Raw genomic sequence first — 14,632 nt, 5'->3', positions numbered from 1 at the left:
ATAAGGAGATTTTAGTTAAAAAACTGCTTAAAAAGGAAAATAAAAAAATGAGAGTTTAGTCTCATTTTTGATCTAATTTATTCTCTTCGGAAACATCGATAATAAATTAATTTTTGAAAAAATTAGGCACAGAATCTTTATCTTGTTCTTTTTTAAATTCAACATTTTTTGCATTTTGCATATTAAAAATGGAAGTATTAGACATGTTTTGAATTCTATTGAATTCTCCACTTGTAGAAAAAGGAGCCTCATTTTTAATATTAGATGCAATAATATTGACTTGAAAGAAATCTTCCTGATTATCAAATAATTGAAAACCTATTATTTTTTCCATTTCATCATTTTCGATATGCATTAGTTCATCAATCATTTCAGATGCTAATTCAATTTCTTCTAAATTAGTATTTCTATCACATTGGAAAAGAACGATCATCTTTTTTGCACCCTTGACTTCTTTTTCAAATAAAGGCGCAGAAAAAGCTTCAGTTATTGCTTTTTTAGCTCTTTCTTTTCCATATGCGGTTCCAATACTTATAATAGTGTCATTACCATTTAGTAATACTCTTTTAAGATCGTTAAAATCCACATTAATATATCCAGTTTCGAATATAGTATCGTGAATAACTTTAATGCTTTGTTTTAAAGTTATATTTGCGACCTTAAAAGCTTCAATAATCGGTAACTTACTATATAAAGAAATTAATTTTTGATTTGATAAAACAATAAAGGCATCTACATATTTTTTAAGATTTTCTAAACCTTTGTTTGCAACTAATGATTTAGTTTTACCTTCTAATTTAAAAGGAGTAGTAACAATAGCAATTGTCAACGCACCTGCTTCTTTTGCGGTTTTAGCAATGACAGGTGAAGCACCAGTGCCGGTTCCTCCACCTAAACCAGTTGCGATTACTACAATATCAGTGTTTGAAACAATTCTTTGGATTTCGCCAAGAGATTCAATGGCACATTGTTGTCCAACGTTGGGATCATTTCCTGCACCTAAACCTCTTGTACTTGAGCCTAAGAAGATTTTATTGTTACATCTTGATTTTTCTAAATCTTGACTATCTGTATTAGCTACATATAGTTCAATATTTTGTCAGTTTTTTTGTTCATCTAGAATCAAATTGATTGCATTATTACCAGCGCCACCTACACCAATAACTTTCATTGAAATATGCTTTTCATTTAGGTTATTTAGCATGTTGTTCACCTCTTCTTTTTTTAAACATTTTTCTAAAAAATGAAGAAAAAACATTTAAGAAATTTAATCCTGGTTTTGGTTTGGTTTTAATAAGTTTAGTGCTATCTAATGTAACTACATTATCTTTTAGTTTACTAATGTAGTTTTTGGTTAGAAATAGAGTTCCTGAAACAATGTCGTTTTTGAGTATATTATTAGAATAAAAAGGATCGTGATTCATAGCGTTAAAACCTAGACTACATAAATTATTAGTAATGATTTTATTTTCTAATCCTTTAACAATAATTATTCCTTCATGACGATCAAAATCTTTTCATTTAGAAATAATTTGTACAATTTGATAGACAATTTCACCAAAACTATTTTTGATAAAATCTCTAACTCCTTTTGTTAAAGCACCTTTAAAATTATTTTTTCAATTATGTAAAACAGAATTGATTAACAATTTTATTTCACTTTCATCATAATCATAAAATTTATTCTTTGTATACTCTTTAACTTTTTGAACAATATTGTAATCAATTTGGTGATGTTCCATTATGGTTCCATTAAAAAATTTATTAATAGATATGATTTTATCTTCCATATTGATAAAAATTGAAGTTTTTTCTATAGTTCCATAGCTTGGGACTATAACTTGTGATTTTAAAAAGTAATTGTTAAAATAAATATTTTTAGAATTGAAGAAATTAGCAATTTCTAAAAAATCTTTATTTTTATCAAGTTCAATTACATAACTTTCAACTTCCAATTTGTTTCCTTCCTTATGGAATGGAAAGTATTGATACTTTTTAATAGTTTCTTCACAATCAAACAATTTAAAAAGTGCTCATTGGTTTTTTGAATATTTGTAATTTGACTTACCATTTAGCTCTTCAATATCGTTTACACAACTTTTTAATATAGATTCGTTAACATATTTTTTAACAGCAAATGATGAAACATTCTTTTTGATTTCGATATTTTTTAAAAATGTATCAGCAATAACTAATGATGATTCAAGGTTTTTGTATTTAGAAATGATTTTTTTAAAATATAAAATAACTTTCTCTTTATCTTGTTCCAAAGAATTAAAAAGAGAAAAATCATATGATTTTTTTTCAATTATTTCATATTCATTATTAATCATTGACGAAACTTTAATTTCAATTTTGTCAAAATCTAAATACAAAACGACTTGTGAACTTTTCATTAGTTATTTCCTATCTATTACACTTATTACTTAATTTTGGTTAAAATTCTTAATTTAGCGCTTCTCGATCTATTATTGATTTCAATTTCATTCTTGCTAGGCAAAATGCTTTTAGCAATAAAAGATTTTTCTTCGATAATAGGGATATTTTTTGGTATTTTGCTTTTAATTAAAGTGCCAAAAAAATTCTTTACAATTTTATCTTCACCTGAGTGAAAGGTAATTATGGAAATAGATGAAAACGGATTCAAAAGTTCAATGCTTTGTTCAAGCATAGATTGAAGTGAATCATACTCGTGATTAACTTCAATTCTAATCGCTTGAAAAATTGCCTTTGCTGGATTTTTTTGTCTCAAAATCGCAGCAGGATAAGCATTTTTAATTATTGAAACCAGTTCTAAAGTTGTTCTAATCGGTCTGTGTTTTACTATTGCTTTCGCAACTTGATGAGCAAGCTTTACATCAGCATAGTTCTTAAAAATTTGAATCAATTTTGATTCATCATAATTATTAACAACTTCATATGCAGATAATTCTTGACTTTGATCCATCCTCATATCTAATTTTGCATCTTGTGAGTAAGAAAAACCACGTTCAGCATTATCAATTTGAGGACTACTCATCCCTAAATCTGCAATTATTCCATCTACTTTAAAAACGTTAATTTTTTCTAATTCTTTTTTTAAGTTACAAAAATCTGAATTAATTAACTTATAAGCTTTTTTTGTTTCCTTTAATCTTTGTTCTGTATTTTGTAAAGCAAATTTGTCTTTATCAAAACAAATTAATTTGCCTTCTTCATTTAATTGTTCAAGTATTGCTAGTGAATGACCGCCCATTCCCATTGTTAAGTCTATATAAGTACCATTAGGTTTAATTCTTAAACTCTCAATAGTTTCCTTAAGCATAACTGAATAATGTTCATTTTTAGTCATTGTTTTTGTCACCTTTTGCAAATGTTTCTGAAGTAGAAATTATTTTTTGGGTGTCAAATTCATTTTCGTATTTTTCATAACTAGCAGGATCTCATAATTCAATGTAGTCTCCCATACCTATGAAAATTATTTCTTTTTGAAAGGCTCCTTTTTCTAAAAATTGTTTGGGAACAATGAAGCGACCTTGGGTATCAAGCTCAATTTCTTGGGAACTACCAAACAAAGTTCTCCGAAGAATACGAGCATTAGAATTAAAAATACTTTTTTCAGCAATAAGATCAGAAAAATTTTGAAATGATTCTGAACTTCTTATTTCTGGTTGTCCATCGATTCCAATTGTTAGAAAAAATCTTTCCCCCAATAAAGTTCTAAATTGTGAAGGCAAAGCTATACGATTTTTTGAATCTAAATTTCTTGGAAACTTACCGATGAACACATTTTTCCCCACTTTTCCCCACCTTTCATAATTATTATATACAATAATTAGCGCTTCATAGTGATTTTTCTCTTAAATTTTGATTTTTTTTACAACTTTTTTGCAAATAAAAAACTTACAATCGCGAAATTGTAAGTTCTTAATTATGCTTTTATCTTAAATATATTAATTATTTAAGGATAACTATCAAATTTTTACTCTTTTTTCTTTTGGTAAAAACATTTTGTCAGTTTCTTTTACATTAAATACTTCATGGAACTCATCCATATTTTTTACTTGTTGATTAGCTCTTAATTTAGTTGGAGCATGAACATCAGTTACAAGTAACATTTTTTGATATTCTTCTTTATATAAAGAACGTCATTGTGTAGCTCAAGAAATAAAAAAGTCTTTTGGATTAAAATCATCTTCGGTTTTAGCTGCTTCAAAAGCACATCTAATTCCACCAGCATCCGCTATGTTTTCTGAAACTACTAATTTACCATTACATAAACCAACTGAAGTTTCAACTTTATCAAAAAGTTGAATCATTTCTTCGGTCTTTTTGTCAAAATTTTGTTTATCTTCTTCAGTTCATCAATTATTTAAATTACCATTTTCATCAAACAAGGCACCATTATTATCGAAACCATGTGAAATTTCATGAGCAATAACTGCCCCTATAGCACCATAATTTGCGCTTGAAGATCTTTTTGGAGAATAAAAAGGTTCATCAAAAATAGCAGCAGGAAAAACAATATGATTAAATACAGGGTTGTAATATGCATTAACTGTAGCAGGAGACATACTTCAGTATTTTTTATTTACAGGTTCTAAATATTGACTAAAAACATATTTAGCGCTTATAACGTTAAATTCATCGATGTTTTGGACTAAATTAGAACCTTGTTCATAGCTTTTAACTTCAAATTGATCATAATATGGTTTATAAATTTCAGGAAAACCAATATAAACATCTAATTTAGCAAGTTTTTTGATTGCTTTTTCTTTTGTTTGTTCGCTTAATCATTCATTTTCTTTTAATCTATTTTGGTAAACTTTAATCATTTTATTTACCATATTGATTACTTGGTTTTTGCCTTCTTCACCAAAAAATCTCTTCCCATAATATAGTCCAAAAGGCATTTTGAAGTAATTTAGAGTTTGCATAATAGCAGTTTTTTCAGGTTTGGAAGCTTTAGAAACACCTCTTAAATGTCTACTAAATAGACCACCTTTTTCTCTTAAATCATTACTTAAATAAGGAGAATATGAAATAATGGTTTCTAAAATCAATCTTGATTTATAGTTTTCGAAATTTTCTTTTGTAAAAATTACATTAAAGTTATTTAAAAACTTTACATTTTCAATACTAAAGTCAATTACTTGCTTTTTAGTTAGAGTTTCAGCAATTTTCTTAATATCGAAAAAATTGAACTTTTGCTTTGTTTCTTCAATGCTAAACATATTGTAAAGTTCAGCATATTTAGCTGCTTCTTCTCGTGAAAGTGAATATTTAGAAAGTAAAATATCGAATTTTATTGCTTGATCAATAATTTTGGTTGATTGGTCTTTTGAAAAACCTAATTGTAATAAAAAGTATTCACACATTTGTTTATAAACAGCAAATAGTTTATTCATTTTTTCTTGGTCTTGATAATATGTAGTATCAGGAAGAATTAAACTAGGGCTACCTAGTCAAAGAATTTGTTTTGATGAATCTTTAAAATCATTATAAATAGCAAATTCAATTGGTAAATATCTACCTTTTAATACTAAATTAACATAATCTTTTTCTAAATCTTCAAAAGAGTTGTAAGTATCAATAATTTGTTTAATTATTGGTTTTAATGGTGAAATGCCTATTTGATCTCTTTTAGTTCAATCAGAAGTCATCTTGTAAAATTCGATCATTTGCTTTAATGTATTATCATTAGGAATTAAAGTTTGATCATTTTTTCAATCAACAAAAATACTTTTGATTCTTTTTTCTAACTTACGATCTAATTCTTCAAAAGCACCTGTACCTGGTTTATCACTTTTAATTTTAGCTTTTGAAAGTCATTCTTTATTAACTTCTTGGTAAAAGTCATTAACTAATTCTTTTTGTTGCATAACTTACTCCTTTTTTTATTCTTAACAGTTTTATAAACTGTAAATGAAACAAGTGAAATTAAAACAATTGCTAATAATGCTAGCAAAACATAAAAATATATTTGATTATTGTTTGATTCATTTTGTTCAATTATTTGATTCACTGAATCATTATTATTAATTTGTTGTATTAAGCACGCTGGACACGCACAATTTTCAATATGCATTATCATATTACCTTCGTTCTTGTGTTTTTTAAATAAATAATAAACACGAAATTATGATTCCTAAAGCAATAGTAGTAGTTAAAATATCAGTTAAGGTATTAATAACTGAAATTGAAATTGATGATGGATCTTTTTTCAATTTGAAAGCAAGTAAAGGAAAAAATATACTTAATAAGTTGCTTAAAATAATAGAAATAAAAATTGCTAATGATGAAAATGAAATAATTATTAAATATTTTCTAGTTTCACTTATAAGTTCTTTACTAATGCTATAGTACATTGATAATCTAGCAAAATTTAAAACTGCTAAAATAAATCCAATAATTGTTGAAATCAATAATTCTTTACCTATTATTTTGGAAATGTGCTTTTTCTCAATTTCATTAATAGTAATTGCTCTAGTAATTGAAATATTAGATTGCATTCCTGAGTTGCTTGTGATGTTATTTAAAATTGGCACCAAGCTAGTAATAGATATCATCATAATGATATTTTTATTAGCAATGAAAGTAGGTTCAACTTTTTTAACAAAAAACCTTAAAAATACGTCAATGATTATTTGCGTAAAACTTGCGATAACCAATAGAGCAATTAGTCAAAAAATTCTTGATTTTATAATTTTGCCCACTGAAGTTTTTAAGTAAGTATTTTCAATAATTTCTTTTGGATTCATTCCAGCCATTTTGTAAATGTCTTCACTAGCTGAATCTTGGATAACATCGATTACATCATCGCTAGTGATCATTCCTACTAAAAAACCTTCGCGATTAACAACTGGTAAAACCGATAAATCATGTTCAGAAAAAACTTGAGCAGCATGTTCTCTATCATCATAAGTTGAAATAGAAGCAATAGAATAATAAATATCATCAATTAAAGCATTTGGATCAGCAAAAGTAATATCTTCAAGAGTAAGAGCACCTAAAAGTTTGTTAGTGTCACTAACCACAAAATAAAAATGCATTAATTCAGCTTTTGATTTATTGTAATCGCGTCTGATCTTATTTAAAGCTTGTTCACAAGTATAAGTATTTTTGATGGTTGATAAATCAATACTCATAAATGAGCCTACTTGATTTTCATCATATCTAAGTAGTTTGTTAATTTCAATTCTTTTTTCGTTTGGAGTTGAGGCTAAAATCTTGCTAGTGACATTAGCAGGTAATTCTTCAAGTACATCAACTAATTCATCAGATTGCAACTCTTGCAATAATTTCATTCCTCATTCTTCGGTAAAACATTGAGCTAATTTAGTTTGTACTTCATCATCTAAATAAGAAAAAATTTCAGCAGCTTCACTAGTTTTTAGCATTCTCAAAAATGTTAATTGTTCTTCAACTAACATTTTATTAAGAATTTTAGCAATAGTAGCATCAGGATATTCATCAGCAAAATCCCTTAATTTCTGAATATCTTTTTCTTTAATAATATTTTTTAATTGCTCACTTAATAATTCTTCTTCCTCATCTGAGGATTTTATTTTAGTTTCTGAATCAAGATCAATTTCGATATTTTTGGACATTATTTCCTTTTTTTTATGTATGTTTAGTTTTTAAGATATTTTATTAACTGTTCTTGGAATTGTTCAATTCTTACATTGTAGAAAATTCCGTTTTTAACTAATTTGATATCTCCTGTTTCTTCCGAAACAATAATGGTTACAGCATCACACATTTCTGATATCCCCATAGCAGCACGGTGTCTAGAACCAAAATGATTGTCAATAGATTTTCTAGTAATTTTAAAAAATGTAGCCGCATAAAAGATTTTATTATTTCTTATTACTACTGCTCCATCATGTAGTGGAGAATTTTTATTGAAAATTGAGATCAATAAACTTGAACTAATATTAGCATCTAAAACAATACCATCAGTTCTCAAATTGTCAATATTGTCATTGTTTTCAATTGTAATCAAAGCCCCAGTTTTAGTTTCCGATAAAACTTGCACGGTTTCACGTAATTGGTTGATTAATCTAATTTGAGTACTTTTACCTAATTTTTCATAATTAGTTTTTGTAAGTCTTTTTGAACTATTGTAAATAGTTTTTATTAAGAAAAATAAAATGATGCATAAAATTAAAAATAATGAAACACTCGAAATAATAGTGTTAACTAAAATGTTGTTATTTTGCATACTATGCAACCCTCTTTGTAATCAAATAACCAATCATCAATAATGCAATAATTACTAAAAGAACGGCAGAAATAATTAAAAATTTAGTAGCAATTGCTCAGTAATATTCTTTTTTGCTCATGGTTTCTTTTTTCTTAATTAAGCAACCAAAATCTTGACATTCTTTATGAATGGGTTCATCATCTTCAGTTATTAAACTAGGATGTTTTAGTTCTTCTTGATTTTGCTTATGAAGTTCAATAAGCAATTGTCTTCTTTCTTCAATTTTCTTTTGAAATTCATCATTTTGTTTATCCATTAATATCAACTCCTAGCACATAGATAATTAAAACGAAATTTTATTTTGATTTTCTATCAATTCTCATTAATTATATTGTAATAAATTTTATAATATATAATAATTTAAATATGAATGAAATAACAAAGGAGTTCAAATGAAAAAAACTATTGATGATTTAGTTTTAACTAACAAAAAAGTTTTGATGAGAGTTGATTTTAATGTTCCTATCAAAGATGGTGTTATAACTTCAAATAAAAGAATCGTTGCTTCTTTACCATCAATTGAAAAAGTTATTAAATCAGGTGGAAAATTAATTTTATTTTCTCATTTGGGGAGAATTAAAGAAGAGAGCGATAAAAGCAAAAAAAGCTTGCTACCCATTTCAAATGAATTAGCTCGTTTATTAAAAAAACCAATCATTTTTGTTGATCAAACAAGAGGAAAAGAATTGGAAAAAGCGATTGCTGAAATGAAAAACGGAGATGTTTTATTAGTTCAAAATACTAGATTTGAAGATTTAAACGATAAAGCAGAAAGTAAGAACAATGAAGAATTGGGTGCATATTGAGCATCATTAGGTGATGTTTTTATCAACGACGCTTTTGGAACAGCACACCGTGAACATGCTTCAAATGTTGGAATCTCAAAACACATTAAGGAATCAGCGATTGGTTATTTAGTTGAAAAAGAACTAAATGCTTTATCTAAATTAGTTGTTAATCCAGCTCATCCTTATGTAGCAATTATAGGTGGAGCAAAAGTTAGCGATAAAATCAAAATACTTGAAAAACTAATCACACAAGTTGATAAAGTGCTAATTGGTGGAGGTATGGCTTACACCTTTAAAAAGGCATTAGGATATCAAATTGGTACTTCATTAGTAGAAAACGATTATTTAGAATTTGCTAAAAACTTCTATGAAGCAAACCAAGACAAAATTATTCTACCTGTAGATAATTTATGTGCGCCAGAATTTGCTGATATTAAACCTGAAATCGCAGAAAAAGATATTCCTGTACATTTAATGGGATTAGACATTGGTCCAAAAACTAGAACTTTATTTACTTCAAGTTTAATCGGTGCTAAAACTATTATTTGAAATGGACCTATGGGAGTTACAGAATTTAACAACTATAGAACTGGTACATTAGCTATTGCTCAAGCAATTGCAAAATTAAAAGGTTGTTATTCAGTAGTAGGTGGTGGTGATAGTGCTGCTGCCGTAGAAAAATTAGAAATGGAATCTCAATTTTCACACATTTCAACTGGTGGTGGTGCTAGCTTAGAATTACTTGAAGGATTACCTTTACCAGGAATTGAAGCAATTCAAGAAAAATAATTAAAATAGGTTATCCTATTTTTTTATTGGAATTTATGAAGTCAAATTTAAATTTTGAAAATATTTTCTTTTGTACTACTGACACAGTAAACGGAATTGGTGGACCTGTTTGTCAAGAAACTTTGGATGCTCTATTTTATTTAAAAAACAGACCACTAGAAAAAAAGATTATGATTTTGGTTGGTTCTTTAAAACAAGCACAAGAATTTAAACAATGAAACCAAAAGGCAACCGAAGTTGCTTTAAAATATTGACCAGGAAACTATTCAATAATCATTAATGATCAAGGTTTTAGAATGCCTAATAATAAATTGCTATTGGACTTTTTATTAAAAAATGGTCCAATGTATGTAACAAGCGCTAATTTATCGGGTCAAAAACCAATTGAACTATCACAAGCTAATGACATTTTTCCGAAAATTAAACAAGTTTATGATTTTGGAAAAGGTTCAAATGTTCCAAGCACTATCATTAATTTAGATACAAACGAAACTATAAAAAGAAAATAAAAAGGAACGACTGGGTTCCTTTTTTTATGCTACGAAATCATTGATTCCGTTAAATACTTGTTCATCGTGTTTTTCAAAATTTCAATAATGGTTTTTTTGATGATTTAAAATAATTTTTTGTCTTCTTGTTTCTAAACCAGTTCAAATTCATACCGAAATAAATAATGAAGTATATGAACCAATTAATAAACCAAAAATCATTACTAAGTTAAATCATATATCAGTAGCATTACCAAATGCTAATAAAACGATAATTGATCCAACAGTTGTTAATGTGGTGTAAAAACTTCTTTTAATAACATCACCAATGGCTTGGTTTGCTATTTCTCTAATTTGGTTTCTATCAAGAATTTCATCATGTCATTTAGTACGTAGAATTTCCTTAATTCTATCAAAAACAATAACTGAATCATTAATTGAAAAGGCAACAATTGATAGCACTGCAGCAACTATTATTGGTGATAATTCAGCTCTTATGATTGCGATAAAGGCAATAGAAGCAACTGCGATATGTAAAAGACCAATTAAAATTGCTAATGAATAAGTTCACTTAAATCTTACTAAGGTGTAAATTAGAATTCCTAAGAATGAAATTGAAATTGCTATAACTGCATTAATGATTAATTTTTTAGCATCATTATTAGAAATTGTATGATGAATAATTTCTAAACCAGAAAAGTTATTTTTTAGTTGAGAAATCATTATAGTTGGATCAAAAGTATTCTTATCAGTTTTAATATTTAAAAGATAGTTATTTGATGTGGTATCAGCTATAGATTCTTTAATAATTAAGTTCTTTGGATCGATACCTCATTCTGTAGCATGGTTATTAACATATTTAACGATTTCATCAACTTTAGATTTTTCTAAAATACCTGAAAATTCATTGTTTTTAATTAAAACGTCTAATCCACCTTTAAAAGCGAATGAACGATTAAATCCATCAGCAATGTTTTTGTTAATTGAAGCAAAAACAATAAATACTATAACTCCAATACCAATCAATGAAGCTGAAGCAGTTAAAAATCATTTTGAATTTTTAACATAGTTAAAACTTTTGTATCATGTAGTTTTCGATTTGGTTTTATCAATATATTTTTTATGAATTCCTAATAGTCATAATTTAGTATCAAAAATACTCATATTTAACAATAATGAAGTTAGCATCTTGGTAAAAAGAAGCATAGAAATCAAAATAAACATTACTGAAAAGATTAACGTAATACTAAAGCTTTTAACTTGCGCATTACCAAAATAGAACAAAATAAATGAAACAATTAACGTAGTAATATTAGCATCTAGAATGGAAGAAAGCGACAATTTATTAGCGTTCTTATATGCTTTTTTAATTGAGTCTCCTCCATAAACTTCATCCTTCAGTCGTTCGAAAGTAATGATGTTAGAATCGACAGAAATTCCTATACCAATTATCAAGGCCGCTATCATTGAAGGAGAATATTCTCCACCTAGCCCTGTATAAAGCATTAACGTTAAGAACATATATAGAGCAATTGATAGTGAACTAATAATTCCTAAAAGCCCATAATTGACAATCATAAAAATAGCAATTAAACCAAATACAATTGCTCCTGCAAGCATAGCAAGTTCAAAGGCATTATTATTTTTTAACTCTGGACTTGTTCAACTTGAAGAAACTGTTGTTAAGGTATATTCAGAAGAACCATAATTCATATTCGCTACCATTTGCTTAGCGTCAGAAACAGTGAAATTTTCAGATCTAATAACAAATGAACGAGTTTGTAATGGATATCATACAGAAACGTTAGAAATTAAATATCTTCTAGCATTAATACTATTTGATTTCAAAACTGGTGGAATTTGTTTTCCAGGGTTTTGAGGATCGTTTTGTGGTTGGGTATTGTTATTTACGTGAACAAATTTAAAGAAATTTTTACCTGAATCTTGTCATTCTTTTGGATAATTCTTTTCCGCAATATTTTTAAGCTCATCTAAATTGTTTCAAAATAACAATTGTTTATCATTTCAATTTTGTTTTTCCGCAATGTAAGCAGTTGCTTTGGTAAATTCTTTTTCTGCCTCTTCATCTAATAAATCAACACTAACCGCTGGTTTATTTGATGAATAAATCAATTTAGCACCATTAGGTTTTAAAGGAGAAGCAAATCTAAATCAATCTTTTGTTTCAAATTGATCTAAAGATAAATCATTTCTAAACTTTCCATCTAAAAATAATGGTTTCATTTGATTATCTGTCAAAATCAATGATGGTTTAGTAGTTATTAATCTTTCAAATTCTCTTTTATCCCTTTCAAAAGTAGAACCATTTTTGGTAATTCTCAAACGACCATCACCTTCAGCAATAACGTTTGTACCTATAAGACCTGTTCCACCTGTCAAACGTTCAAATAAGGCATTAGCAACATTTTCTTCATCTTTAGATGAAATCGGAGAAGTATCTTTTTTATTAACTCTCTCCATCTTTGCGATGATTTGTAATCCGCCACCATATTCAACAGATTTATTTATGTTTTTAGCAATAAAAAAACGTGAACCAAAAACAATAGCTAATATTGTAGCTATAAATGTTATGGAAATAATCAATCATCTTTTCCAATTAGTTAAACTAAAAAAAGAAGCAAACGCTTGTTTAATTCTATTTTTCATATGTTAAAAATAATACTATATTTTTACTTATTTATATATTAATTAATAGCTAATATTGATATGTCTAGGCATAAAATTCATTATTTAAATTCGCATTTTTGTTTTTTAGCAAGTAATCTATGCCTAAAATTGTTATTCTTCTCCCTCTTGAACTTTTTTCTATTAGTTTAAGATTTAACAATATTGGCTCGATTTCATTTATTAAAAGTTCTTTGGAATTATTTAATATGCCAGCAATCGAATCTAAAGAAGCTCACTTTTCGTCGAATACATCAATTAGTAATTTTAAATAATCTAAGTGCTCTCTATTTAGTCCATTTTCAAACAATTCAATGTGCTTAAATGTCTCAACTACAGTTGCGATTGAAATAGTTTTTTCATTTTTTCTAATTGAAAAATCATTAATTCTTTTTAATAAATTGTTAGCAATTCTAGGTGTAAAACGAGAATATTTTGCAATTAAATTAACCACGCCTTTTTCAAGAACAATATTCATTTTTTGCTTTGATTTATTAATTATTTTCTCTATATCCATAATTGTGTAATTGGATATATGTGCTTTTAAACCAAACCTATCTTTTAATGGCTGAGAAAGCAAATTTAACCTTGTAGTAGCACCTATTAATGTAAATGGTTTTAACTTCATTCTAATTGCTTTGGAATTACCGTCCGGACCTAAAATTAAATCGATTTTAAAATCTTCCATCGCGTTATAAATAAGTTCTTCCAAGTTTTTGTTGATGCTATGAATTTCATCAATAAAAATAATGTCATTTTCTTGAACATTAGCAAAAATAGATAAAATATCTGATTTTTTATCTAATAAACTACCTTGTAAATAGTGAATTCTAGCACCAACCTGTTCAGAAATTATAGATGCTAAAGTCGTTTTTCCTGTACCAGGAGGTCCATAAAGCAATATATGATCTAACGGGATTTGTTGCTTTTTAGCAGAAAAAATCATTGTTTCTAATGTTGATTTTAATTTTTCTTGACCTATAAAATCATTAAAATTATTTGGTCTAAGATTAAGCAATTGTTGATTCATTTTTATTTTCCGCAATTATTTTGATTGCAGATTCAATCATTTTTTCTACATCTGAAGAAACTTCAACTTTTTGAAGAGCATATTCAATTTGTTTGCTTTTAAAACCTAACATTTTCAATGTTTCTCTAATTTCATTGAAATTAGGATTGTTAATATTATTTTTGACCTCAGTATCTGATAAATTTAATAATTTGCTTCATTTATCTTGTAATTCAATAACTATATTTCTAGCAATTTTGGGATTTAAATATGGAATTTTGGTTAATTCCTCAATGTTGTTTAATGCTATTAAATTAGCTGATTTTTCTCATCCATAATTTAAGATATTAAAAGCGACTCTTGGTCCAATTCCATTAATTGAAATTAAATCTTTGAATAAAAGTCTTTCTTTAAAATCTTTAAATCCATATGTGCCTTTGTAAAAATCATTTTCTATTTCAAAAATATACATTTTCATTTTTGTATTATTTTCGAATCTTTTAATGTCTGGAACTGTAATTGAATATCCAATTCCTTGACTTTCAAAAACTACATTATTGTTGTTTTTATAAAGTAGTTCACCAATTCTGTATAAAATCATTTTTTCCTCCACATTTATATATAGTCA

The 14,632-nt window shown here is 27.0% G+C and carries 14 protein-coding genes; 2 read left to right on the top strand and 12 right to left on the bottom strand.

The features are described 5' to 3' along the window. Window positions 1–106: 106 nt before the first annotated feature. The 9 genes from ftsZ to ACJA25_RS01780 all read right to left on the bottom strand — a co-directional run bounded on the left by ftsZ (window position 107) and on the right by ACJA25_RS01780 (window position 8,501). A complete protein-coding gene (ftsZ, locus tag ACJA25_RS01820) occupies window positions 107–1,204 on the bottom strand; it encodes a cell division protein FtsZ (RefSeq protein WP_406616157.1) in 1,098 nt (365 codons plus the stop codon). Then, complete coding sequence (locus tag ACJA25_RS01815; protein WP_406616155.1) at window positions 1,194–2,396, bottom strand: MAG3720 family protein; 1,203 nt, start codon at window positions 2,394–2,396, stop codon at window positions 1,194–1,196. Before ACJA25_RS01815 ends, ftsZ begins: the two co-directional genes overlap by 11 nt. Window positions 2,397–2,422: 26 nt before the next feature. Further along, window positions 2,423–3,331, bottom strand: a complete 909-nt coding sequence (gene rsmH / locus ACJA25_RS01810) for a 16S rRNA (cytosine(1402)-N(4))-methyltransferase RsmH (RefSeq protein WP_406616153.1) — start codon at window positions 3,329–3,331, stop codon at window positions 2,423–2,425. Continuing rightward, window positions 3,324–3,779, bottom strand: coding sequence for a division/cell wall cluster transcriptional repressor MraZ (locus ACJA25_RS01805; RefSeq protein ID WP_406616151.1), 456 nt, complete (start codon window positions 3,777–3,779; stop codon window positions 3,324–3,326). The genes rsmH and ACJA25_RS01805 overlap by 8 nt, the downstream gene beginning before the upstream one ends. Window positions 3,780–3,950: 171 nt before the next feature. Then, window positions 3,951–5,861 (bottom strand): M13-type metalloendopeptidase, encoded by a 1,911-nt coding sequence (locus tag ACJA25_RS01800; RefSeq protein WP_406616149.1) that lies wholly within the window; start codon window positions 5,859–5,861, stop codon window positions 3,951–3,953. Beyond that, window positions 5,843–6,067 (bottom strand): hypothetical protein, encoded by a 225-nt coding sequence (locus ACJA25_RS01795; protein WP_406616147.1) that lies wholly within the window; start codon window positions 6,065–6,067, stop codon window positions 5,843–5,845. The genes ACJA25_RS01800 and ACJA25_RS01795 overlap by 19 nt, the downstream gene beginning before the upstream one ends. 28 nt (window positions 6,068–6,095) lie before the next feature. Then, window positions 6,096–7,589, bottom strand: a complete 1,494-nt coding sequence (gene mgtE, locus ACJA25_RS01790) for a magnesium transporter (protein WP_406616145.1) — start codon at window positions 7,587–7,589, stop codon at window positions 6,096–6,098. 23 nt (window positions 7,590–7,612) lie between these two features. Then, window positions 7,613–8,203: a diadenylate cyclase gene (locus ACJA25_RS01785; RefSeq protein ID WP_406616143.1), complete on the bottom strand. Its 591-nt coding sequence runs from the start codon at window positions 8,201–8,203 to the stop codon at window positions 7,613–7,615. Between the two features lies 1 nt (window position 8,204). Next, a complete protein-coding gene (locus ACJA25_RS01780) occupies window positions 8,205–8,501 on the bottom strand; it encodes a hypothetical protein (RefSeq protein ID WP_406616141.1) in 297 nt (98 codons plus the stop codon). 136 nt (window positions 8,502–8,637) lie between these two features. Between ACJA25_RS01780 and ACJA25_RS01775 the strand changes: the two genes are divergently transcribed. Then, window positions 8,638–9,822, top strand: coding sequence for a phosphoglycerate kinase (locus ACJA25_RS01775; protein WP_406616139.1), 1,185 nt, complete (start codon window positions 8,638–8,640; stop codon window positions 9,820–9,822). 47 nt (window positions 9,823–9,869) lie between these two features. Continuing rightward, window positions 9,870–10,331 (top strand): L-threonylcarbamoyladenylate synthase, encoded by a 462-nt coding sequence (locus ACJA25_RS01770; RefSeq protein ID WP_406616183.1) that lies wholly within the window; start codon window positions 9,870–9,872, stop codon window positions 10,329–10,331. 24 nt (window positions 10,332–10,355) lie between these two features. Here ACJA25_RS01770 and secDF read toward each other — a convergent pair whose 3' ends face one another. The 3 genes from secDF to ruvA form a co-directional block, all read right to left on the bottom strand. Beyond that, entirely contained in the window at window positions 10,356–12,977 is a 2,622-nt protein-coding gene (gene secDF, locus ACJA25_RS01765) for a protein translocase subunit SecDF (protein ID WP_406616137.1), read from the bottom strand. 64 nt (window positions 12,978–13,041) lie between these two features. Further along, window positions 13,042–14,025, bottom strand: coding sequence for a Holliday junction branch migration DNA helicase RuvB (gene ruvB / locus ACJA25_RS01760; protein WP_406616135.1), 984 nt, complete (start codon window positions 14,023–14,025; stop codon window positions 13,042–13,044). Continuing rightward, complete coding sequence (ruvA, locus tag ACJA25_RS01755) at window positions 14,006–14,605, bottom strand: Holliday junction branch migration protein RuvA (protein WP_406616133.1); 600 nt, start codon at window positions 14,603–14,605, stop codon at window positions 14,006–14,008. Before ruvA ends, ruvB begins: the two co-directional genes overlap by 20 nt. Window positions 14,606–14,632 lie beyond the last annotated feature (27 nt).

The sequence above is a fragment of the Mycoplasmopsis hyopharyngis genome, from assembly GCF_045276885.1.
In the GTDB taxonomy this organism is placed as follows: Bacteria; Bacillota_I; Bacilli_A; order Mycoplasmatales; family Metamycoplasmataceae; genus Mycoplasmopsis; species Mycoplasmopsis hyopharyngis.
Note: the sequence above shows the minus strand (reverse complement) of the source record. Positions and strands in the feature narration are given on the sequence as shown.